We start from the raw sequence: 21263 nt of genomic DNA on the forward strand, positions 1-21263 counted from the left end.
GTTGCAAATTTCGTGCAATAAAAATAAATCTGAGAGAAATAATCATATCTTTATTATACGATTATTTCTGAACTACAAACGTAATAGCATTTGTTTTTAATTGAATATGCCTTTCATCGCGAACAATATCATAGACTAATTCTTTTATTTCAACTTTAATTTCTTTCCATTCCTTATAAATGCTTTTTAATAGATATATCATATCTTCAGTAGGAAGGTTAATTTCAATTAAAGCATCTAACTCTTCATTTGTATGTAAGTCAATTTCTTGTATGTTCGAATTAATAATTAAACAATTCATACCGCCGCTTTTTGTACCTTCTTTCATAGAATGGAGCACGTTTTTTAAATCTTCTTCTGATTGAACATGCTCTAAACTGGATACTGCAACGATATAATCATAAGTATTAGGTTGAATGTAGTAGTTTTCAATTGCTACTTGTTCTATTTTAATATTATTAATTACACCATATTCTTTACTATAAGTTTGTAATTTTGTTAAAGCAGAATCAAGTAAATCCACACATGTAACAGTACCACTCGCATTTTGAATCTTTTGGGCAATGGGAATACTATTTCTTCCAACGCCAGAGCCGAGATCAAGTACTTGCAAGTTGTTTTTTCCTTCAAAATAATCCATCAAATCCATAACCGTTTTAACCGGTTTGTACAGCCAAGAACCAGTTTCAAATAGTTTGTATTGTTCATAACAAAGGTCGTGATATTTCTTTTCTTCTTGTCTTATAAAATTAATGCGATTCATAGTGTTTCAGCTCCAATATTATTATTGTAAAATGAATGGGTAGGACAACCTTTTACATTTGTTTGAATTCGAAAAATACCACCAGCATGTGGATATTGCTTTAATTCGTCATCCGTCATTCTTGTTCTGGCTGTTGTAACATATAGGTCGGTTAAATTAGGCCCTCCAAATGTACAAGATGTTACATATAGCGCTGGAATCGGGATACTTAATATTTGTTCACCAGTTGAAGGGTTCCATCTAGTAATCTTTGAACCTCCCCAATGAACAATCCATAAGCAACCTTCCTTGTCAATTGTCATACCATCAGGTAGACCTTCATTCTCAGAGAAAAGGATTACATCGCTTGGATTGCAAATTTCTCCAGTACTTATATCATAATGAAAACGAACTACTTTTTTAGTAGGTGTATCAATAAAGTAAAGGTATGTATAATCAGGTGACCAAGCAATTCCATTTGATGTATTTACATTTGAAACTTTTTTCTCTACCTTTAAATTATTATTTAAACAATACAAGGAGCCAGCAGCATTAATACCGTATGTATCTGTAGTACCTGCCCAAAAACGTCCTGCCGGATCGCATTTTCCATCATTAAAACGATTTTTAAATAAATGTGGTTCAGGGTCAAAAATATGTGTCAGTTTTTTTGTTCCTAGATTAATAGAATAAAAGCCATTTTCCATAGCTAGGAGTAGTACGTCATCTAAATATGGAACAACACAGCCAATTTGTTGATTGAGAGCAATTACTCGGTTTGTATTATCGGTAGGACTAAATATGCATAATTGTTTCTCCACAATATCAACCCAGTATAAAAGTTGCTTTTTTCATTCCAAGATGGTCCTTCAGCTAAACTTGCTTTCGCATCTAAAACTAATTCTATATTACTGTCCAAGATGTTCACCTCGCTTTATAAGATATTTATATAATTCGATAAGAATAGAGGCAAACCTTTTAATCAGAAAATATTAAGATTTGTACCATGGAAAAACTGATTTTCTCGAGTGATTAAAACAATGTATAAATATTGAGAGGAAAATGCATATGATGTTTTATGAAATTGTTTGTTTTTCTTGTAAAAATATATTTCGTGTTTATGAAGGCAGTGAAAAATATAAGCGATTTAAAGAGAAACCAAAAGGGGTATATTGTTGTGATGAGTGTAGCCACAAAATTCAATTAGAAGCGATAAAGAATTTTTTTAGATAATTATACTGTTTTATTTCGGAAAAGTTTGACAATGAAACTATTTTAAATTATCATATGAAAAAACTAATATGTAAAATGGCATGGAAGAGAAGAGTAGTTAAGAAAGAATACGTACAGAGAGCTCTGGTAGCTGAGAAAGAGTAGTATACATCTTAATGAAAAAAGACTTGGAGCTGCGCAAGGAACTAATTTATTTAGGGATGGTGCGACGGGATCTCCCGTTATAGAGATAGGGTATAAGCATATTTTGCCGTACCTGAAGAGGTTAATATGGCGACATATTGACAAACTGAGGTGGTACCGCGAAGCTAATAACTCTCGTCCTCAAGATGAATAATCTTGGGGGTGGGAGTTTTTTTATTGTATAAAACTGAAAATCTGAAAACAAAAAACAATTGAGGTGAGTAACATATGCATTGGGCGTATGAAGTAGCACACGAATTAATTAGAAAACATCCAAACAAAGAAACTTTTGTTTGCGCATCTGGAATTAGTCCATCTGGTTCTGTTCATATTGGGAACTTTCGTGAAATCGTAACGACTTATTTTGTTGTAAGGGCGCTTCAAGATTTAGGGAAAAAGACTCGTTTTATATTTTCATGGGATGATTACGACAGATTTAGAAAAGTCCCTAAAAATGTTGATTCATCTTTTGTAAAGTATATCGGAATGCCATACTGTGATATACCAGATCCGTATGGATGTCATAATTCATATGCCGAGCATTTTGAAAAAGAGTTTGAGGAATCGCTTCAAGTATTTGGGATTGAAGTGGAATTCATATATCAACATGCTGAATATAGAAGTGGAAGATATAACAAAAACATATTGGAGGCTTTATATAAAAGAAAAGAAATATATGATATTTTAATGAGTTTTAAAACGGGAGAGTGTAGTGAAGAAGAGCGAGAGGGCTTTTATCCGGTTACATTATATTGTGAGAAATGCGGGAAAGATGCGACAACGATTACACACTTTGATGAAGTATTAAAAACAGTTCGGTATGAATGTGAATGCGGAAATCAAACTGAATTATCGGTATTAAATACAAATGAAATGAAACTGAATTGGAAAATCGATTGGCCGATGAGATGGATGATAGAGGATATTGTTTTTGAGCCGGGCGGAAGAGATCATTCATCAGAAACGGGTAGTTATAATGTATCAAAAGAAATTGCGAGAAAAATATTCAATCGTGAAGCGCCTCATTACATTGCTTACGATTTTATTGGAATTAAAGGGCATCATGAAAAAATGTCTAGTTCCTCAGGGAATAGTATTACACCTAGCGAGTTGTTAAAAGTGTATTTACCAGAAGTGATTCTATTTATGTTTGTAAAATATAGACCAAGCGCATCTTTTCATATCGGTCTTGATGAAGATGTGATTCGCAATTATACAGAGTATGAACGATTAAAAGATAGTTATAAAAATAAAACGCTCAAAAATGAAGATTTATTTGATGCAATTAAACTTTCTAGAGTTGATAGCGGATTTAAAGAATATCCGAAATTTAATCAAGTAGCAGGAACGTTGCCGTTATTAAATTTTGACTCATTTATTTTACAGGAGATATTAGAGAAAATAGATAGGAGCTATGCGTTAGATGAAATGAGAGCGATAAGTAATCGTGCAGAGCATTGGATAAGAAACTTTCAATCCGAAAAATTAATGGCGGTAAATCAGGAGAAAAATACAGAGTTTTATAACACATTAGAGGGAAAGCAGAAAAAATGGTTAGTAGAAGTTTGTAAAATATTGCGTTCAAATAAAAATTATTCAAACATAATGGAGCAATTTTATTCGATTTGTCATCATGAAAATAAAAAAATAATGAAAGAAAATCAAAAACAATTATTTATTATAATTTATAGGCTTATTATGAATCAGTCCAGTGGCCCTCGTATACCGTTATTAATACATGTTGTAGGTATCGAAAAATTTATCGAATTATTAGATTTCTAAAAAAGCAACGCAAGTACTCAGCTAAGTACTTGCGTTCCAAATTTTACTACCGTGAATACAATTTCGGACATTCATCACCACTAGGTTCATAAAAACAATGACTTTTAAACTGTCCTACAAACGGCTGATTATACCATTCGGGCGGACAAGCTCCAACTGGACGGAAATACCAAAGAGCCCATCGTGCAGGCCAGCGCCACTCACCTTGTAAAACTTTTCGTGCGATTTCTTTTTCTGATTCACGAGCGCGTTGATAAAAATATCCGTATTGCACTGCTTCGAATCCACCAGGGCTTTGATATACAGCATCACGTACGGTACGGAGTTGTTTAAAATCTAAGCAATCACAAAGTACACGATTTACTACTACGCAGCCAACAAGTTGTTCACCTTGTCGACCTTCGCCTTCAGCTTCAGCACGCATTAAACGAGCTAGTAAATCAACATCGCTTTCGTTATATGGAATAAGGGGCATAGTGATACCACCTTTCTTTACCTGTTATAGTAAAGAGTGTATGTATGAAAATAAGCTAAGTGCTTTTCTATATGTAAATTTCTTAATTATTAAAAGGAGCTTTTATGAAAAAAGCTAATTAGTAATTGTAGACAAATATAAAGAGGAGAGATAATATGTATCGAATTCAGAAAGAACATATCATTTACGCAATGTCACCAGAAAATAAACCATGTATGGAAGTGGAAATTGGGAGTCGCCTTATATTCGAAACATATGATTGCTTTGAAAATCAAATTGATTCTGAAGATGTTGTGTTTCAAGAGTTAGATTGGAACCGGATTAATCCAGCGACTGGTCCGGTATATATTAATGGTGCAGAACCTGGTGATATATTAGTTGTTACCATTGAAAAGATAAAAATTGCAGAGAAAGGCGTTTTAACTACAGGTGCAAATCTTGGTGTAATGGGTGAAGAGCTACATGAAAATACAGTGAAAATTGTCTCAGTACATAATGAATATGTTTTGTTTTCAAATGAACTACAAATCCCGATTAATCCAATGATCGGTGTAATTGGAACAGCGCCGAAAGAAGCGAGCATTTCATGTGGCACACCACATGATCACGGCGGGAATATGGACTGTAAAGAGATAAAAGAAGGGACAACATTATTATTACCTGTAAATGTTCCTGGTGCTCTATTAGCATTAGGTGATTTACACGCAGCGATGGGCGATGGTGAAATTGGGGTTAGTGGAGTAGAGGTTGCTGGTGAGGTGACGGTAACAGTTCAGATTATAAAAGGAAAGAAATGGCCATTGCCAATGGCTATTCAAAAAGAAAAAGTAATGACGATAGCTTCAGAAAAATTGCTAGATGATGCAGCGAATCGAGCTGTACGTAATATGGTGACATTTTTACATGAAGAATTAGAAATGTCTAAAGCTGATGCCACGCTTTTATTATCAGCAGCCGGCGATTTAAAAGTTTGTCAAGTTGTGGACCCGCTGAAGACTGCTCGAATGGAATTAGGGATGAATTATGTGGAGAAATTGGGGTTTACTATGAGTGAATTCCATATTAAATAAGAAATGATAGAAGAAGGATGATTTTGTATAAAAGTATCTTTTTTGATTTACGGATTATATAAAAAAAGGTAGTATTTATTTTATATAATTGAATATAAGATTGTGGATCGAAAAAGGAGTAAACACATGGTTAAAATTATGATTGTAGAAGACGATATGAAAATTGCAGAACTATTATCAACACATGTTGCGAAATATGGGTATGAAGGGATTATTGTATCGGATTTTCATAATGTATTAAATATTTTTTTAGAAGAACAACCAGAGTTAGTTTTATTAGATATTAATTTACCGAGTTTTGATGGTTACTATTGGTGTCGTCAAATTCGCGGAGTTTCTACATGTCCGATATTATTTATTTCAGCTCGTGAAGGTACGATGGATCAAGTTATGGCGCTAGAAAACGGTGGCGATGATTTCATTTCAAAGCCATTCCATTACGAAGTTGTAATGGCTAAAATTCGAAGTCATTTAAGGCGTGCTTACGGAGATTATGCACCGAAAGTAGAAGAACGGATGGTTGAGCAACATGGTCTTTGTTTATATCCTGAAAGGCTTGTATTGAAGCTTAAGAATCAAGAAATTGATGTAACGAGAAATGAAGCTATTTTATTAGAAATGTTAATGAAAAATTATCCGCGTGTTGTGAGTAGAGAAGTACTATTAAATAAATTATGGGATAGCGAATCCTATGTTGATGATAATACATTGAGTGTAAATACAACACGTGTGCGAAAAAAGTTGAAAACGTTACAGATTGAGGATGCGATTGAAACGATTCGTAGTGTTGGATATAGACTACATATTACTTGGGATACTGGTATGGAAAAATGATAAGGCTGTTTATACGTGATCATATACCTCTTATTTGTTTTACAGTCATCCAACTATTATCCATATTTCTCGTATATTGGTTTGATGGGCATAAGCATATCGCGACGGCATTGTATGCAATGTTTTTAGGTGCCTTTTTTATGGTAGGCTATTTAGTATTTCGTTACTTTACTCATCGTACTTTCTATGAACGATTAGCAAACCCGATGCAATCTTTAGATGAATCTGTTCAAAAATCTGATTTTGCAGCTATATCTGCTGCGCTTCAAGACTTGCTTGAGGTACAATATCGCCATTATCAAAATCAGCTCCACATACAAGAAAGAAAAAATAATGATCATTTAACTTTTATGAATCAGTGGATTCATCAAATGAAAACACCTTTATCTGTAATAGAATTAATTACACAGGATGAAGTCGATTCGCGTTTTGAAAGTATAAATGAGGAAACAGATAGGCTGAAAAAGGGGTTAGAGATGGCACTGTATGTCGCACGTTTAGAAGCATTTACACAAGATTTTTATGTGGAAAGAGTACAATTACATAAAATAGTGAATGATTCTGTGCATGAACATAAACGCTTCTTTATCCGGAATTTTGTATATCCAGAGCTTAAAATTGATAAGGACATTACAGTAGAAAGTGATGCGAAATGGTTACAATTTTTAATTGGACAAATACTATCAAATGCGATTAAATATTCATCTGGTAGTCGAGAGAAGATTAAAGTGAAAGCTTGTAAGGAAGGTAATAATGTTATACTTGAAATTGCTGATAATGGTGTAGGCATACCGAAGCAAGATTTGCCAAGAGTGTTTAAACCTTTCTTTACAGGAGAAAATGGTAGAGATTTTAAAGAATCAACTGGAATGGGGCTATATCTCGTATATGAAATTACGAAGCAATTAGGACATAGTGTAGAAATCCATTCAGAAGTTGGTAAAGGTACGGTTGTACGAATTAAATTTTATAATGTATAAATAAGTGATCTAGGCTAAAGAGCTTTGGAAATAAGTTTTTTAGCCTTTTTTTATAGCGGTTATATGAAATGGTAAAACGTTATATTAGTATGTATAATGACACACTAATAAATACGATTGTTAAATTTGAAGGATTTAATAAAAAGCTGATAAATATTTTTGTAAGAAAAAAGCCACCCCTTTGAAAGAGATAGCTTCATGGATCTATCCTATGTATAAGTGTAATGTTCGAATACGTGATATGTTTTGTGGACTATAATACAATTAGTCTTTTGTTTTTTCATGATACAGTATTGTAATTAAGTAAACAAACTTAATAATTTATACCCAATTAATCCTAAAATAGTGATAGGAATCATCATTAAGAAAGAAGACACACGATAAGCATTAGAGCGTTCTAATACAAGAATCAAGATAATTCCGACTATCACTTCCGTATATCCAACAGGTAACATGTGACTGTAATCTTCAAAGTTTAATAGAATGTGAAGTCCGTCCGTTACAAAAACTCCACTTAAAAGTGCGCTTCCGAATTTATGAAGTGGATTTGTAGTATCTTTCCATAGAAAACCTGCAATTCCAAAGATCGTTCCTCCTATACATGCACATACAATCCATACAGATATAAAATAAATAGAGTGAGCTACATTTTTAATAACTATTGCATAACCATAATAGCCTAATACCATACCGAGTAGTGCAAGGATACCAGAAAGCATAGCTGTACGCTTAGAATAACTAAAGCTAGCCACGAAAAAGGATGGAACTAACCAAACGCTTCCTAAGTTAGCTAATGAATGCCAATTTCCTGGAAGTATACCTTGCCCCAATTTCGTTAGTATACCAACAAGTATCCCTACTATAATCGGGAGGATAAAAATCCTTACAAACATATTTAACTTTGTGATTTCTAATGTCCTGTCCATAAATTCAATCCTTACATTAATATTTTCTGTAAAGATATAATAGCTTATTACAAGGGAATAATCAATAAAAATTTATCGAAAAACAATAAGTGGTTATTGGATAACGAATAAGATTTTGTTTTTATATAAAATTTATTACTGGGGAAACCTAAAGGATGTATTACAATCAATGTAATTTGTGCTTATTCAACATGAAGTTAAGGAATGATAAATAAATCTAAAAGAAAGCAATCTTTTTAACAGCACATATAATTACATTTACTCATACAGTACTAGTATGGTACAATATGGTTATTAACGACAGAAAGGAATGATGGGTGGACGATGATTAACTAATCTTATTTTTAAATGTTGAAATTCAATACATTTCAATTTCTAAAAAATAGGATTAGTCTGCCCAATTTCCATACAACGGTATTGCTATTTATGTTGCGCAATAGCTTATTTGGGTATAAATATTTTAACGACTAATCCTGCCAAATTTATTTGGGAGGATTTTTTTATTCTCCCTTAATGAAAGGGATCGGTATTATGAAAGAACTATTAAAATTAAATGATGTTTATGTTGAAATAAAGGAAAATATGTTGTTAGAGAAAATGAATGTGACAGTAAAACAAGGGGATGTTATCGGATTAATTGGTAAAAATGGTGCCGGTAAATCAACGTTACTTCAATTAATAAATGGGAAGATTGAGCCTTCAAAAGGTACTGTTGAATGGATGCAAATGAACATGACAACAGCATATGTTGAACAAGAAAAAGAATCTTTTGTTAGTAAGGATATAATTGCAAAAGAAGCAGAACTTCTTGCGAAATGGGGCGTGCCAACGAATGATTTTCTTACTTTAAGTGGTGGTGAAAAGCTAAAAGTTCGATTAGCAAAAGGATTTGCTGAAAATCCTAATGTCTTAATATTAGACGAACCGACAAATCATCTAGATGAGATGAGTACGGAATTTCTTATTAAACAAATAAAAAATATGAAAGGTACAGTTATCGTCGTATCGCATGATCGATATTTTTTAGATGTTGTCGCGACTAGAATATGGTCAATTGAGGATAAGAAATTAATTGATCATAGCGGGAATTATACGAGTTATATGAAAGCGCGTGAACATAAAAGAATGGCGCAGCAACGTGAATATGAAAAACAACAAAAAAAGATAGAACAAGTAGAAACTCATATAAAAGAACTAAGTTCATGGTCACAAAAGGCACATGCGCAGTCTACAAAACAAGAAGGAGTTAAAGAATTTTATCGTGTAAAAGCGAAGCGCATGGATGCACAAGTGAAGTCGAAACGAAAACGTCTCGAAAAAGAGCTAGAGAAAACGAAGGTAGAACGTGTGAAAGAGGAGTATTCAGTTGAATTCTCTATTCAAGCGAGTAAAAAAGTAGGGAAACGTTTCTTAGAAGTAAAACAATTGCGGAAAGAATTTAATAATCGGACATTATTTGAAAACGTTAATTTTACCATTCAGCACGGTGAGAAGGTTGCGATTATTGGGCCTAATGGTAGCGGGAAAACAACTTTATTGAAGATGATCATGGGAAACGAAACTGCTGAAGGAGAAGTATGGATTTCACCATCAGCAAACATCGGTTATTTAACACAAGAAGTATTTGATTTACCACTTAATAAAACACCAGAAGATTTATTTTATAAAGAGACATTTGAAGAAAGAGGAAAAGTCCAAAATTTAATGAAACATTTAGGGTTTGAATCTTCCCAATGGAAAGAGCCGATTCGATATATGAGTATGGGTGAACGAGTAAAATGTAAGCTAATGGCTTATATTTTAGATGAAAAAGATGTACTTATTTTAGATGAACCTACGAATCACCTTGATCTTCCTTCACGTGAACAGCTTGAAAATACATTAGCTGAGTATAACGGAACGCTCGTTATCGTTTCTCACGATCGATATTTTCTGGAGAAAACAACTAATACAAAGCTTGTGTTTGTAAACAATACAATACAAAAGCAGCTCGAAGAACCTACGAAAACAAGAGACGAAATCGAAGAGCTACGTTTAACATTAGAAACAGAAAGACAAGAAGTATTAGGGAAATTAAGCTTTTTAACTTCTAAAGATAAAGAATATAAAGCTCTGGATGAACGATTTATGGAACTTACGAAGCAGATTAAGGAGCTTTAATATAAGTAAGGGGGATTAACATGGAAGAAGATAGATTCACTAAGTTATTTAAAATAGATTGTGGAGATCTATACCTACAAGAGTTTACGATCAGTGATGCAGAGAGTATTTATCAAATACATTTCAATTAAAGGCGTAAGTTAAAAATATAACTTCGGGAAGGAAAAGACCATTATCGGTCTTTTCTTTTTCGTATAATAAAGATAGGAGATTGTATTTCCTACCACTATACAATTATTATAAGATAGTTATGCGTTAATTTTAATTTGTAAATAATGTTATTATCAGTTTTTTCAGAAATCTTACAAGCGTGTAAGATAAATGAAAGAAGAATCAATATGAACTGTAAGACAATTCATTTACACTCTGTTATGAGACGTGCAAATGAAGGGAGAATAGAAATGGGAATTTTACATGCGAAAAATATTAGTAAAGTATATAAAGGGAAAATACCTTTTAAAGCATTAGTAGATATTGATTTATCAATTCAAGAAGGTGAATTTATAGGGATCATGGGGCCATCTGGTAGCGGGAAAACAACGTTATTAAATATGGTATCTACTATTGACTCTCCAACATCGGGAGAAATAGTAATAAATGGTACGAATCCTTTCCAGTTATCATCTGAAGATTTGGCTTTATTCCGTAGAAAACAATTAGGATTTGTATTCCAATCATTTAATTTACTTAGTACGCTTACAGTGAAGGAAAATATCGTATTGCCGATGACATTAGATGGTGTTTCTGTGCAAGAAATGAACAAACGAGTAGAAGAAATTGCAGAGAAATTAAATATTACAGATATCTTGAATAAAAGAACGTTTGAAATTTCAGGGGGACAAGCTCAAAGAACAGCAATTGCTCGTGCAATTGTTCATAAGCCGCAATTATTACTTGCTGATGAACCGACCGGGAATTTAGATTCTAAATCTTCAAATGATGTAATGGAGATGCTGGATACGCTTAATAAGGAAGAAAAGGCAACGATGATGTTAGTTACACATGATCCGTATGCAGCTAGTTTTTGCAGCCGAGTAATCTTCATAAAAGATGGTCAACTGTATAACGAAATTTATCGTGGTGAAAGTCGGCAAACTTTTTATCAAAAGATTATGGATGTCCTTTCTTTGTTAGGAGGGAAAAGGCATGACTTTTCGTCAGTTCGCATTTAATAATATTTTTCGGAATAAGCGTACATATGCTGCTCATTTTTTAAGTAGTGCATTTTCTATTATGATTTTCTTTACATATGCCCTTTTATTATTTCATCCTGATTTACAAGGGGAATTAAAATCAACAAGTGCAACAATAAGTGCATATGGTACGATGGGATTTACAATTTCGCAAGGTTTGATTTTTGTATTTTCATTTTTCTTTATCCTATATTCAGTTAGTTCATTTTTAAAAACTCGTAAGAAAGAATTTGGCATATTAATGATGCAAGGTATGTCAATGAGACAATTTAAGAAATTATTATTAATTGAAAATATGTTGATTGGATTTGGTTCAATTTGTATAGGGATTTTCATTGGACTCATATTTTCTAAACTAGTCTTATTGATAAGCGCAAGTGTATTAATGATTAATAATGGTTTGCCTTTTTATACACCAGTGAAGGCTGTATTATTAACGATTATCACTTTTCTTTTCTTATTTTTCATTGTTTCACTATTTACATTTAAAATGGTAAAAATAACGGAACTTGTGGAACTTATTCGAGCAGAGGAAAAACCAAAACCTGAACCGAAATCTTCAATTTTATTATCACTACTTTCTTTAATTAGTATAGGATATGGATATTTCTTAGTATTTCGTTTCATTTCAAGTTCCAGTTTTACTACGCTCGGAATGGGTGTCCTACTAGTAATTATAGGAACGTACTTTTTATATACACAGTGTAGCGTGTATATATTACATCTTGCTAAAAGGAGAGAATCTTTCTTTTTAAAGAGAACAAATATATTAACGATTTCTGAATTAATTTACCGTATGAAAGATAATGCAACAATGTTTTTTATAGTTTCTATTGTTTCAGCAGTTGCATTTACAGCGATTGGTACAACAGCTGCAATTGGAAGTAAAGATTTAGTAAGGATGACAAATCCGTATACATTTTTATATGAGGATTTTGAAAACAATAAAGCATTAAATAAAAATCTTTCTATTATAAAAAAACATCTTGCTGATGCTAATATTCCATATCGAATGGCTTCAGCTTCATATATATACACAGAAAGTAATGTAATTGTAATGAAGTTAAGCGAATATAACGATCTTGCTAAAGCACTTGGATATCAACAAGAAACAATTGAAAATGAAGGTGAAACTTTATTAATTCCTGGAGTCGTATCACAAAAACACGAATTTAAAAATGGCGACTATAAAAAAAGTATAGAAGTCATTCAAGGTGAATGGACAAAGACATTTCAAGTGGAAAAAGCTGTAGAAAATTTAGTTTTACCACATGATACTAGAAAAATATATATCGCTGTTCAGGATCAAGTATATGATGAAATACCTATTACTAGTGATCCAAATAATATTCATATTCCATATCGTACTTACGGATTTGTTGTAGACGATTGGATAAAAACGAAGAGAATTTCAAACGAATTAATTAGTACATTCGCGAAAGAAGAAGGTAGTTTTCAATTTCGAGCTTTAACTCTAGATTTGTTAAGTGCGAAGCAAACGAATGGACTATTACTTATGGCAAGTGTTTTAGTCGGAATCGTCTTCTTTACATTCGCTGCTAGTTTTATCTATTTCCGATTATATACGGATTTGGATCGTGATCAACAGCAATATAAAATGATTTCGAAAATGGGATTAGGTAAACGCGAGCTAAAGAAAGTTGTAACGAGACAGTTATTATTAATGTTCTTCTTACCGATTATCATTGCAGTGATACATACCGTAGTCGCTTATATGGCATTACAACAATTACTCGATTTTTCTATTATGAATAGTTCTATCGTAATTTTAATTTCATTTATTTGTATACAAGTTTTATATTTCTTTATAACCCGTTGGCGTTACCTGCAAAAGCTTTATAAGGTTATGGAACAATAGAGTTTATTAGCTTGTAAGACTATATGAAAGTATGTGAAAAATCAACTGTATGATGAAAGGAAACGCGATGAAAAGAACTCTAACTATTTTTATGTTAACGATACTACTATTAATAAGTTTTAGTGCATGTTCTAAAAAGGAGAATCTATTTCCTGCAAACGGTATATTAATCATTGGAGATGAAAATAAAATTTCACCAATTATTAATCGTTATCAGGAAATTACGAAAGAAAATGAAGTATTTTCTGTAAAAAAAGGTAAAGTTGGAAACGGACAGGTATTAATTTTAAATGAGTCTACAGCACAAGCATTGATTAAAGCTAAAGTTTTTCGTGAACGAGACAATGGCTCTAATTATATACCTGTAAATACGTTACCGAAATTCCCAAAAGAGGGTTCGCTACTGTTTGCGCAAGACGACGAAAAGACTTTGAAAAGTATTAAACTAGAAGGGAAAGAGATTCCTGTCATATACAATAGTGACGCTTGGATAGGTAACAAGCGTATTTATCCAACACAATGGTATGTGATTGTAGCAAAAAATAGCGTATATAAGGAAATAAAAGCAAATGAAACAAAAATGCATCTTCTTCAATTTAAAAAATCTATAGGTGACGAAAAACCTAAAATGTCGACAGATAATACAATGATTAATGAAAATGTCAAAGTAAAAAAGCTAATTAAAGGTTTGGAAGGAGAAGTATCTTTTCAGTTTGTAACGATTGGAGAAAAATCTTAAAAAAGAGTTCGAGCTTGATAGAAACTTTATCAAGCTTGAACTCTTTTTAGTTTATAGACTATTTATATAAAAAAGATTACATTACTTCATTTAATCGAGTCTCGTTTGTTTCCTCAATCGCATTAGTATTTTGAGTCGAATTATTTTGAGCTTCTTTTTCTTTACGAACTTTTTGTAGCATTTCAAGGATGATCCATAAAGGAACACCTTTATCTTTTAGCATCTTCCATAAATCTAATTCATTAAATTTATGCTCTGGCTGTTTCATTTCTTTTTCGGATGAACGAATATCGAACTTGATGGGATCATTTACTTTCTTACTTTCAAGTTTAGTAGAAGAGATAGTATTATGCTCAAGATTAGATGGAGTTATTTTAGTAGGTTGAGACAATGTATGAATATTTGATCCGATTTGCATGATTTTTCCTCCTTTTGAAGCAATGAGATTAGTTTTCTTATGGTTTTTAAATCTTTTTAACATGAGGAAACTATATCTAATTATAAATTCAAATAAACAGATTTACAAGATGTATTGTAAAAAGTAAATATTTATCAACATTTGTATATGTTTTCTATATATACAACGTATATAAAATACTTTACATTATGTTTAAGTTATTAAAGCATGCTGTAAATTTAAAAATGTAAACGTTTTATTAGGGGGAGGAAGTATGGGGAAGTTATTTTTAAAAATATGTTTTTTTGCATTGATGACTGTATGTTCATTCGCCACGAAAGTAATATACGCTGAAGAGAGTCAACAAAATAATTATCCGATCATTTTAGTAAACGGGTTTGCCGGATGGGGTAGAGAGGAAATGCTAGGGGTTAAATATTGGGGTGGTGTTCATGATATACAGGAAGATTTGAAACGCAATGGTTATACAGTTCATACTGCAGCCGTTGGGCCAGTTTCTAGTAACTGGGATCGTGCATGTGAATTATATGCCCAAATTAACGGTGGAACAGTAGACTACGGTGCCGCACATGCTGAGAAACATGGACATAATCGTTTTGGAAGAACTTATAGTGGTTTCACGCAGAGTTGGAGTGAAACAAATAAAGTACATTTAGTTGGACATAGCATGGGTGGACAAACAATTAGAACATTGGTACAGATATTAAAAGAAGGCAGTTATGAAGAAAAAAATTATGTAAAAAATCACCCAAACACCAAAATATCACCACTATTTGAGGGCGAGAAATCATATGTTCATAGTGTTACAACATTAGCAACTCCTCACAACGGTACAACACTTGCGGATGGTAGTCTTCTACTACCGTTCGTTAAAGATTTACTCATTACAGCTGCAAGTTTTGGAGGAAACGATAATTTATCACTATATGATTTTAAATTGGATCAATGGGGGTTAAAGAAGACTGCTGGAGAGTCCTCTTTACAATATACTGATCGTATTCTAAATAGTTCAATTTGGAAAAATACAAAAGATATAAGTCAATGGGATTTAAGTACAGATGGTGCAAAGGAGTTAAATAATTGGGTAAAGACGCAACCAAATGTGTATTACTTATCCTATAGTGGACATGCATCACAAGCAGCACCTATAACAGGTTTACATTTGCCTCATATAACAATGAATAAGGTGTTAATGGGGAATGCATTTTTCTTAGGTTCCTATGCAAGGTATGAAGAAAATCGTCCATTAATTAATACTTCTTGGTGGCAAAATGATGGTGTAGTAAATACAAATTCTATGATTGCACCATCATCTCATGCTACTGTAAATAATAGCGAGTCATTACAGATTGGGAAATGGAATCATATCGAAACGAAAGCAAATTGGGACCATTTCGACATGGTAGGATTAAGTGTTTCGGACACGTTAGGTTTTTCTAGCATTCAAGAGTTTTATAGAGCAATTGCTGAAAAGTTATCACGTTTACCGAAATAGATAGTAATAAAGCGCTCTCGATGGAATTCGAGGGCGCTTTATATTATATTGAAAGAGGGCTTTGGTAGAAAAATATGGGGGGATATTATGAAAATTAAAGTTGTATTATCAGGATATGGAACAGTAGGAAGAGAGTTTATAAAATTACTACATGAAAAATGTTCATATATATATGAAACATATGGTATAGAGTTAGTTGTAAGTGGCTTATTAGGTAGAAATGTTGCAATACATAATGAGGATGGGTTATCTATTCAGGACTTATTAACGTATGGTAGCAGTAGCGCAGCAATTGAGAAGTATATAGAATATCATCCGGAGGAACGTGCAACAGATAACATAAGTGGTACAGTGCTGGTAGAATCAACAGTTACAAACCTTAAAGATGGAAATCCAGGAAAACAATATATAAAACAAGCGATTGAAAAACAAATGGACATAGTAGCAATTTCAAAAGGTGCGCTTGTTACAAACTGGAGAGAAATAAATGAAGCAGCAAAAATTGCGAATGTACGAATTCGATATAGTGGTGCAACTGCGGCCGCATTACCTACACTTGATATTGGTCAATTTAGTTTAGCTGGTTGCCATATTGAAAAAATAGAAGGAATATTAAACGGGACAACAAATTATATTCTGACGAAAATGAATGAGGAAAATATTACGTTTGAAGAAGCACTGAAAGAAGCGCAACGTAAAGGAATTGCTGAAACGAACCCAATATTAGATGTAAGTGGTTCTGATAGTGCGTGTAAATTGTTACTTTTGACAAACAGTTTAATGGGAACAGAGCATATGCTTACAGATATACATATAAAAGGAATTGAACATGTTACAAAACAACAAATTCGAAATGCTAAGGAACAAAATAAATTTATTAAATTAATTGCATCAGCATATAAAGATGAGGATGGCAATGTAAATTTAAATGTTGAACCGTGCAAAATAGATAAAGATCATCCGCTAGCAAATGTAAATGGGACAGAAAAAGGGATTACGTTCTTTACAGATACGATGGGCCAAGTTACTACAATTGGTGGTGCATCAAATCCACGCGGAGCCGCAGCAGCAGCTTTAAAAGATATAATTAATTTATATCGTAAAGATTTGTCACGTATTAACGGGGAGTAAAGTTACTAATTGATTAAAGTTTCACTTTATAAAACCGTACCGCCCTTTATAAAAAATACATATGTAGTGGACCTTTTAAGAATGAAATAATTATGCAAAAATGATTGCAGGGGGTAAGGAATTGTTTAAAGATTTTAAAGTTGTGAAAGATCGTCCCGTTTATATTCAATTAAAAGATTATTTAAAGAAGATGATTATGAAAGGGCATTTGCTCGGGGATCAAAAAATTCCTTCAACAAGGGAACTAAGTGAATTACTTAGTGTAAGCAGAAACACTGTACTCGCTGCTTATGCAGATTTAGAGCAAGAAGGGCTCATTTATGCAGTTAAAGGAAAAGGGAATTTTGTTGCGAAGGTTGATATATCGAACACTTCGTCTGTTGAAATAGATTGGAAAAATAAACTTAATACAGTTACTTTATTAGCGGATGAATTAGATTTAATGAAACATGGTGTTCGTTGGGAAAAAGGAATGATTGTTTTTAACAGTATTGCTCCGGACGAAAAGCTATTTGATGTGGAAAATTTCAAAAGAGCTTTTCTTACTCGTATGTCCATTGAAGGTGATGTCGTATTAAATTACGGATACGCAAAAGGCTATAGACCGTTAATGAAATATCTACTTCATTATATGGAAATGAAAGGTGTAGATATTTCGAACAAAGATATTTTAATTACAAATGGATTTACTGAAGGGTTAGATATTGTTCTATCCTCGTTATCAAAGAAATCAGGTCGAGTTATTTGTGAGAATCCAACTCACCATGCTGCGCTGAAGCTATTCCGCTTACATGGCCTTGAAGTTCATGGTATTGATATGAATGAAGATGGTATTGATACGAATCAAGTTGAAAAAAGCTTGCGTGAAAAAGAGTTTGATTTTGCGTATTTAATTCCTTCCTATCATAATCCAACCGGCATTGTGACGAGTTCAGAGAAAAGAACGGAACTGATGAGATTATTTTCAAAATATAAGATTCCTATTATAGAAGATGGATTTAATGAAGAGTTACGTTATTCAGGTTCACATTTAGCACCATTATTAACTTTTGCTGGTGCTGGTAATAATGTGATTTATATTAGTAGCTTTTCAAAGGTACTTTTCCCTGGCTTACGTGTAGGCTGGATCATTGCAGATAAAGAACTAATTCATTATTTAGAAAGTGTGAAAAGAGCAAGAACTATTCACACATCTACTTTAGATCAAGCTGTTCTTTTTCAATATTTACATGAAGGATATTTTGAAAAATATTTAAAAAAGGCAAGATCTGTTTATAAGAAAAAATATGAGTTAGCTGTTGGGGCGTGTAACGAGTACATTCCGTTTCAAAGAATGACCGGTGATGGTGGACTTCATTTATTTATAGAGTTAGAAGAAAAAATTCATGCCCGCACACTTTTGCAAAAGTGTTATGAGCAAGGGGTTACTTTTTCTCCTGGAGATGTGTTTTATTCTGATGGAGGAGGAGCGAACACGTTTCGATTAGGATTTTCACGTTTGAAAGAAGAAGAAATAGTTCGGGGAATTAAAATAATTGGTGATACAATAAAAAATGAAATTTGGAGTTGAGGAAATGAGAGTTGGCGTTATTATGGGAGGAGTATCCTCTGAAAAACAAGTATCAATTATGACTGGAAATGAAATGATTGCACATTTAGATAAAAATAAATATGAAATAGTACCAATTACGTTAAATGAAAAAATGGATTTAATCGAAAAAGCGAAAGACATTGATTTTGCGCTGCTCGCATTACACGGGAAATATGGAGAAGATGGGACAGTTCAAGGAACGCTTGAAAGTTTAGGTATTCCTTATAGCGGGAGCAATATGTTATCTAGCGGTATATGTATGGACAAAAATGTTTCGAAAAAGATTCTACGTTATGAAGGAATAGAAACACCTGATTGGATTGAACTTACAAAAATGGAGGATCTAAATGTTGATGAATTAGATAAGTTAGGATTTCCATTAGTGGTAAAACCAAACTCTGGTGGTTCGAGTGTGGGGGTAAAGATTGTCTATGATAAAGACGAATTAATTTCAATGCTGGAAACTGTGTTCGAATGGGATTCTGAAGTAGTAATAGAAAAGTACATTAAAGGTGATGAGATTACATGTTCCATTTTTGATGGAAAACAGTTACCTATCATTTCAATTCGACATGCGGCTGAGTTCTTTGATTACAATGCGAAATATGATGATACTAGTACAATTGAAGAAGTTATTGAACTTCCAGCTGAACTTAAGGAACGTGTAAACAAAGCGTCACTGGCTTGCTATAAAGCATTAAAATGCAGCGTTTATGCAAGGGTGGATATGATGGTGAAGGATGGTATTCCATATGTAATGGAGATTAATACATTACCAGGGATGACGCAAGCGAGTTTACTACCAAAAAGTGCAGCTGCAGCGGGAATTGAATATAGTAAACTATTAGATATGATTATTGAAACTTCATTAAGAGTAAGAAAAGACGAAGGATTTTAAGTAGTGGTATCATGAATAACTTTTGACAGTTACATGAAGTATGTTATGATGAATACAATACGAAAATTAAATATTTTATCCACTAGGGGGGCCTATTATAGGCTGAGATCAAATTGGAATTTGAGACTCTTAGTACCTGATCTGGTTAATGCCAGCGTAGGGAAGTGGGAAAGACATTGCTGTTTCATGTATAAATATTGTCAATTTCACTTTCTTTACGTCTGTAAAGAAAGTTTTTTTGTTTTACAGATTTAATAATGGTGGGTAAATACTTAAATTTCATACATAATTGGAGGGATTTACATGACTTTTTCACAATCATTACGTAAAGAAGTAGACTCAATTTGGGAAGCTAGTTTTCATCATCCTTTTGTAAAAAAACTTGGTGAAGGAACGTTAGATTTAGCTAGTTTTCGCTATTACGTGCTTCAAGATTCCTATTATTTAAGTCATTTTGCTAGAGTACAAACATTAGGAGCTGCAAAAGCGCTTGAATTAGAAACGACTGCTCGCATGGCACATCATGCTCAAAATACATATGAGGCGGAATTATCTTTACATGAGAATTTTGCGAAGAAACTAGGGATTACACAAGAAGAAAAAGATAATTTTATCCCTGCTCCAACTGCATATGCATATACTTCACATATGTACCGTGCTGCGTATGAAGGACATTTAGGCGATATTATTGCAGCCATTTTACCTTGTTATTGGTTGTATTATGAAATTGGTGAGCGTTTAAAAGAGTGTAAGCCAGAAGAGCCGATTTATAACGAATGGATTTCTGCTTATGGATCTGATTGGTTCCGAACATTAGTTGAAGAGCAAATTACAAGGTTAGATACTATCGCTGAACAAGTAACAGAGGCAGACCGTAAACGAATGAAACAACATTTTATTATTAGCAGTCAATATGAATATTCATTTTGGGAAATGGCTTATACTTTAGAAAAGTGGCCGATAAGTACAGAAGAGAAAAACGTAATAGGGTAAAGAGAAGAGGTATTGCTATTTACAGGTATGAATCATACTTATGTATATGATTTAACAAAAGAAGTATCGTAAAAAGACGCATCAATCTAAGTGCGTCTTTTTTTAATTTGACGAATTGTATTATTAAGTGCGACACCTAAAAAAACAAAAAACTCACCTCGCTTCGTGTAAAGTAGAAGTTACCACCCCACTTACTTACACGGAGGACGAGTATGAGCTATTCCCATGTTACTACGTTTGAATGTGGATAACTAGAAGCACTTCATAAATTAGTTCATTCAACGAGAGAAATTGGTGCCATTCTGAAGCGACATCACTCCTCTATTGCACGAGAATTAAAAAGAAACGTACAGAAAGATGGTACGTACCGCAGTGAAACAGCATTTTATTATTAGCAGCCAATATGAATATTCATTTTGGGAAATGACTTATACATTAGAGCAGTGGTCAGTGAATAAAGAAGCGAAAAAGGTAATAGGATAGTGAAAAGAGGATTTGATATACATATGTATGGTCAATACCTCTTTTATAATCTTTTGTA

At 33.0% G+C, this 21263-nt stretch carries 18 protein-coding genes, 4 pseudogenes, 1 riboswitch and 1 other annotated feature; of the genes and pseudogenes, 17 read left to right on the plus strand and 5 right to left on the minus strand.

Annotation, left to right across the window (positions count from 1 at the left end; all coding sequences use genetic code 11):
• Positions 1 to 61: 61 nt before the first annotated feature.
• Together PDQ40_RS05450 and PDQ40_RS05455 are read right to left on the minus strand one after the other, a co-directional pair.
• Positions 62 to 763 carry a class I SAM-dependent methyltransferase gene (locus PDQ40_RS05450; protein ID WP_001079922.1) on the minus strand — a complete coding sequence of 234 codons (702 nt, stop codon included), beginning with the start codon at positions 761 to 763 and terminating at the stop codon, positions 62 to 64.
• A pseudogene (locus PDQ40_RS05455) lies at positions 760 to 1661 on the minus strand (SMP-30/gluconolactonase/LRE family protein). The gene PDQ40_RS05450 and the pseudogene PDQ40_RS05455 overlap by 4 nt, the downstream one beginning before the upstream one ends.
• A 143-nt stretch (positions 1662 to 1804) precedes the next feature.
• Here PDQ40_RS05455 and PDQ40_RS05460 point away from each other — a divergent pair.
• Both PDQ40_RS05460 and lysS read left to right on the plus strand, forming a co-directional pair.
• The gene (locus PDQ40_RS05460) at positions 1805 to 1975 is read left to right on the plus strand and encodes a DUF2197 domain-containing protein (protein ID WP_000551046.1); all 171 of its coding nucleotides are present in this window, start codon (positions 1805 to 1807) and stop codon (positions 1973 to 1975) included.
• A 72-nt stretch (positions 1976 to 2047) separates the two neighbouring features.
• Positions 2048 to 2304 (plus strand) — a binding site (T-box leader).
• Positions 2305 to 2386: 82 nt separating this feature from the next.
• Complete coding sequence (gene lysS / locus PDQ40_RS05465; protein ID WP_270691270.1) at positions 2387 to 3940, plus strand: lysine--tRNA ligase; 1554 nt, start codon at positions 2387 to 2389, stop codon at positions 3938 to 3940.
• 46 nt (positions 3941 to 3986) lie between these two features.
• Here lysS and PDQ40_RS05470 read toward each other — a convergent pair whose 3' ends face one another.
• Positions 3987 to 4415, minus strand: coding sequence for a cell wall hydrolase (locus tag PDQ40_RS05470; protein WP_076873910.1), 429 nt, complete (start codon positions 4413 to 4415; stop codon positions 3987 to 3989).
• Positions 4416 to 4570: 155 nt separating this feature from the next.
• Here PDQ40_RS05470 and PDQ40_RS05475 point away from each other — a divergent pair, with 155 nt between their 5' ends.
• The 3 genes from PDQ40_RS05475 to PDQ40_RS05485 all read left to right on the plus strand — a co-directional run bounded on the left by PDQ40_RS05475 (position 4571) and on the right by PDQ40_RS05485 (position 7299).
• Positions 4571 to 5485, plus strand: coding sequence for an acetamidase/formamidase family protein (locus PDQ40_RS05475; RefSeq protein WP_061130404.1), 915 nt, complete (start codon positions 4571 to 4573; stop codon positions 5483 to 5485).
• Positions 5486 to 5611: 126 nt separating this feature from the next.
• Entirely contained in the window at positions 5612 to 6319 is a 708-nt protein-coding gene (locus tag PDQ40_RS05480; protein ID WP_000238972.1) for a response regulator transcription factor, read from the plus strand.
• Positions 6316 to 7299, plus strand: a complete 984-nt coding sequence (locus PDQ40_RS05485; RefSeq protein ID WP_002163637.1) for a sensor histidine kinase — start codon at positions 6316 to 6318, stop codon at positions 7297 to 7299. Before PDQ40_RS05480 ends, PDQ40_RS05485 begins: the two co-directional genes overlap by 4 nt.
• 299 nt (positions 7300 to 7598) lie before the next feature.
• On the opposite strand, the gene PDQ40_RS05490 is transcribed toward PDQ40_RS05485, so the two are convergent.
• Positions 7599 to 8225 carry a DUF6518 family protein gene (locus tag PDQ40_RS05490; RefSeq protein ID WP_000376248.1) on the minus strand — a complete coding sequence of 209 codons (627 nt, stop codon included), beginning with the start codon at positions 8223 to 8225 and terminating at the stop codon, positions 7599 to 7601.
• Between the two features lie 531 nt (positions 8226 to 8756).
• Here PDQ40_RS05490 and abc-f point away from each other — a divergent pair.
• The 5 genes and pseudogenes from abc-f (at position 8757) to PDQ40_RS05515 (ending at position 14196) form a co-directional block, all read left to right on the plus strand.
• Complete coding sequence (abc-f, locus tag PDQ40_RS05495) at positions 8757 to 10385, plus strand: ribosomal protection-like ABC-F family protein (protein ID WP_270691271.1); 1629 nt, start codon at positions 8757 to 8759, stop codon at positions 10383 to 10385.
• A gap of 20 nt (positions 10386 to 10405) precedes the next feature.
• Positions 10406 to 10504: pseudogene (locus tag PDQ40_RS05500) on the plus strand (acetyltransferase); the annotation flags it as partial.
• A gap of 282 nt (positions 10505 to 10786) precedes the next feature.
• A complete protein-coding gene (locus PDQ40_RS05505; protein ID WP_000511813.1) occupies positions 10787 to 11557 on the plus strand; it encodes an ABC transporter ATP-binding protein in 771 nt (256 codons plus the stop codon).
• Positions 11532 to 13457 carry an ABC transporter permease gene (locus tag PDQ40_RS05510; RefSeq protein WP_000144167.1) on the plus strand — a complete coding sequence of 642 codons (1926 nt, stop codon included), beginning with the start codon at positions 11532 to 11534 and terminating at the stop codon, positions 13455 to 13457. The genes PDQ40_RS05505 and PDQ40_RS05510 overlap by 26 nt, the downstream gene beginning before the upstream one ends.
• Before the next feature lie 67 nt (positions 13458 to 13524).
• The gene (locus PDQ40_RS05515) at positions 13525 to 14196 is read left to right on the plus strand and encodes a lipoprotein BA_5634 family protein (RefSeq protein WP_002163634.1); all 672 of its coding nucleotides are present in this window, start codon (positions 13525 to 13527) and stop codon (positions 14194 to 14196) included.
• Between the two features lie 76 nt (positions 14197 to 14272).
• On the opposite strand, the gene PDQ40_RS05520 is transcribed toward PDQ40_RS05515, so the two are convergent.
• Positions 14273 to 14614, minus strand: coding sequence for a DUF3914 domain-containing protein (locus PDQ40_RS05520; protein ID WP_001165503.1), 342 nt, complete (start codon positions 14612 to 14614; stop codon positions 14273 to 14275).
• Between the two features lie 253 nt (positions 14615 to 14867).
• Here PDQ40_RS05520 and PDQ40_RS05525 point away from each other — a divergent pair, with 253 nt between their 5' ends.
• The 7 genes and pseudogenes from PDQ40_RS05525 to PDQ40_RS05555 form a co-directional block, all read left to right on the plus strand.
• A complete protein-coding gene (locus PDQ40_RS05525; RefSeq protein WP_000517046.1) occupies positions 14868 to 16109 on the plus strand; it encodes an esterase/lipase family protein in 1242 nt (413 codons plus the stop codon).
• A gap of 87 nt (positions 16110 to 16196) precedes the next feature.
• Positions 16197 to 17240: a homoserine dehydrogenase gene (locus PDQ40_RS05530; protein WP_229136327.1), complete on the plus strand. Its 1044-nt coding sequence runs from the start codon at positions 16197 to 16199 to the stop codon at positions 17238 to 17240.
• 121 nt (positions 17241 to 17361) lie between these two features.
• Entirely contained in the window at positions 17362 to 18810 is a 1449-nt protein-coding gene (gene pdxR / locus PDQ40_RS05535; RefSeq protein ID WP_000471622.1) for a MocR-like pyridoxine biosynthesis transcription factor PdxR, read from the plus strand.
• A 4-nt stretch (positions 18811 to 18814) separates the two neighbouring features.
• Entirely contained in the window at positions 18815 to 19729 is a 915-nt protein-coding gene (gene ddlB / locus PDQ40_RS05540; RefSeq protein ID WP_001997545.1) for a D-alanine--D-alanine ligase, read from the plus strand.
• A gap of 74 nt (positions 19730 to 19803) precedes the next feature.
• A riboswitch (TPP riboswitch) is annotated at positions 19804 to 19909 on the plus strand.
• 123 nt (positions 19910 to 20032) lie between these two features.
• Positions 20033 to 20722, plus strand: coding sequence for a thiaminase II (gene tenA, locus PDQ40_RS05545; RefSeq protein ID WP_270691272.1), 690 nt, complete (start codon positions 20033 to 20035; stop codon positions 20720 to 20722).
• Positions 20723 to 20934: 212 nt separating this feature from the next.
• A pseudogene (locus PDQ40_RS05550) lies at positions 20935 to 21105 on the plus strand (helix-turn-helix domain-containing protein); the annotation flags it as partial.
• Positions 21086 to 21205: pseudogene (locus tag PDQ40_RS05555) on the plus strand (TenA family transcriptional regulator); the annotation flags it as partial. The pseudogenes PDQ40_RS05550 and PDQ40_RS05555, both read left to right, overlap by 20 nt.
• Between the last annotated feature and the right edge of the window lie 58 nt (positions 21206 to 21263).

The sequence above is a fragment of the Bacillus cereus group sp. Bc061 genome (assembly GCF_027715825.1).
Lineage (GTDB): Bacteria > Bacillota > Bacilli > Bacillales > Bacillaceae_G > Bacillus_A > Bacillus_A paranthracis.

Excerpts from the sequence above, each read along its gene's own strand:
- PDQ40_RS05520 (WP_001165503.1), bottom strand. The coding sequence starts at position 14,614 with ATGCAAATCGGATCAAATATTCATACATTGTCTCAACCTACTAAAATA.
- abc-f (WP_270691271.1), top strand. The coding sequence starts at position 8,757 with ATGAAAGAACTATTAAAATTAAATGATGTTTATGTTGAAATAAAGGAA.
- PDQ40_RS05505 (WP_000511813.1), top strand. The coding sequence starts at position 10,787 with ATGGGAATTTTACATGCGAAAAATATTAGTAAAGTATATAAAGGGAAA.
- PDQ40_RS05485 (WP_002163637.1), top strand. The coding sequence starts at position 6,316 with ATGATAAGGCTGTTTATACGTGATCATATACCTCTTATTTGTTTTACA.
- PDQ40_RS05515 (WP_002163634.1), top strand. The coding sequence starts at position 13,525 with ATGAAAAGAACTCTAACTATTTTTATGTTAACGATACTACTATTAATA.
- PDQ40_RS05525 (WP_000517046.1), top strand. The coding sequence starts at position 14,868 with ATGGGGAAGTTATTTTTAAAAATATGTTTTTTTGCATTGATGACTGTA.
- PDQ40_RS05530 (WP_229136327.1), top strand. The coding sequence starts at position 16,197 with ATGAAAATTAAAGTTGTATTATCAGGATATGGAACAGTAGGAAGAGAG.
- PDQ40_RS05475 (WP_061130404.1), top strand. The coding sequence starts at position 4,571 with ATGTATCGAATTCAGAAAGAACATATCATTTACGCAATGTCACCAGAA.
- PDQ40_RS05510 (WP_000144167.1), top strand. The coding sequence starts at position 11,532 with ATGACTTTTCGTCAGTTCGCATTTAATAATATTTTTCGGAATAAGCGT.
- PDQ40_RS05490 (WP_000376248.1), bottom strand. The coding sequence starts at position 8,225 with ATGGACAGGACATTAGAAATCACAAAGTTAAATATGTTTGTAAGGATT.
- PDQ40_RS05450 (WP_001079922.1), bottom strand. The coding sequence starts at position 763 with ATGAATCGCATTAATTTTATAAGACAAGAAGAAAAGAAATATCACGAC.
- PDQ40_RS05480 (WP_000238972.1), top strand. The coding sequence starts at position 5,612 with ATGGTTAAAATTATGATTGTAGAAGACGATATGAAAATTGCAGAACTA.
- tenA (WP_270691272.1), top strand. The coding sequence starts at position 20,033 with ATGACTTTTTCACAATCATTACGTAAAGAAGTAGACTCAATTTGGGAA.
- PDQ40_RS05470 (WP_076873910.1), bottom strand. The coding sequence starts at position 4,415 with ATGCCCCTTATTCCATATAACGAAAGCGATGTTGATTTACTAGCTCGT.
- ddlB (WP_001997545.1), top strand. The coding sequence starts at position 18,815 with ATGAGAGTTGGCGTTATTATGGGAGGAGTATCCTCTGAAAAACAAGTA.
- lysS (WP_270691270.1), top strand. The coding sequence starts at position 2,387 with ATGCATTGGGCGTATGAAGTAGCACACGAATTAATTAGAAAACATCCA.
- PDQ40_RS05460 (WP_000551046.1), top strand. The coding sequence starts at position 1,805 with ATGCATATGATGTTTTATGAAATTGTTTGTTTTTCTTGTAAAAATATA.